This window comes from Acinetobacter legionensis (assembly GCF_048551735.1).
GTDB lineage: Bacteria > Pseudomonadota > Gammaproteobacteria > Pseudomonadales > Moraxellaceae > Acinetobacter.
In genome coordinates this window covers 1-1,025 of the sequence record NZ_JBIMBV010000070.1, presented here as the reverse complement: position 1 = coordinate 1,025, position 1,025 = coordinate 1, and the positions used below count along the sequence as shown (strand labels likewise).

General features: G+C 41.2%; 1 protein-coding gene and 1 pseudogene. Both read right to left on the bottom strand.

The genetic code is table 11. The features are described from left to right. Positions 1-775: TipJ family phage tail tip protein (gene gpJ / locus ACG9ZL_RS21015; RefSeq protein ID WP_419361845.1), on the bottom strand; the 775-nt coding region annotated here is incomplete at its 3' end. Between the two features lie 49 nt (positions 776-824). Next, positions 825-1,025, bottom strand: a pseudogene (locus ACG9ZL_RS21010) (tail assembly protein); the annotation flags it as partial.

Here is a 1,025-nt window from a genome sequence, read left to right as displayed (position 1 = left end):
CATAGTTGCTTGGTACTTTGATCTTTACACCCTTTAGATCTACTGCAATTTTGGCAATATTCGAGAATGTTTCAGCATCATATTGCACGCCAATCAATGCAGTATTTGGGTAAGCAAGCTTAACATCGACAACTTCAGTAATGGCTTGAATATACATCTTATCGCTGACATATTCAGAGCTTGAATTCGGTGTTTTACGTAAGACGCGAATCAACCAACTATTATTGGCTTTTGGTAAGCCGACACGATGGGTACGTTCATAATTTGCTGAAGTTTTTCCTGACATTTGAGTATCAAGCATTAACTCCCATGCCCCCCCATCAGTCTGCACTTCAATCAAGTAATCAATAACAATACCTGAGACATCGCCATTACTTGGGTCTTGCTGTTTTAAAGCCCCAAAGCGCACTCTTACAATCACGGCATCGAGATTAAGATTGGTAACCCCTTTAACCCAAGGCGTATCACTTTTAAGTTCAATACCAACAGCAGTTTCAGAAGCAATGCTTTCAAAACCTTCCATGTATGCCTGATCATTGGTACCTGAGCGAAAATCTAGAGTGACATCTTGAAAGTTTCTTGCACCACTATCATTTTCAACTGGTGTGTCATCCAGGAAGATTGACTTAAAGCCATTTGCTAAGCCCTCAACTTCGCCCTCACTCATGCCATACTGTAAACGTGCATAGGTTTTTGAAGCGGTTGTATCGTTTGCAACTTTGGGTTGTCTTTGGTTTTTGCTACCGCCTTTTGCGCCTTTTACTGTTTTAAGCATACTTTTTCCCACACAATAAAAAAGCGCTTAATGCGCTTATATTCTTAAATTATTTCTTCCCACCGCTGCTGCCACCGCCTGTAAAACCAGCATCTGCAGAACTAAAAGTATCTACTGCAAATTGACCAGCATTTACAATGAATCCACCAACTTCGCGCTGACCATACAGAATCGGAACTGGATTACCTTGTGAGATTGTGGTGACTGCTCCACCAAATCCCTTATTTGCTCTGTTTCCGTCTTGATTTTG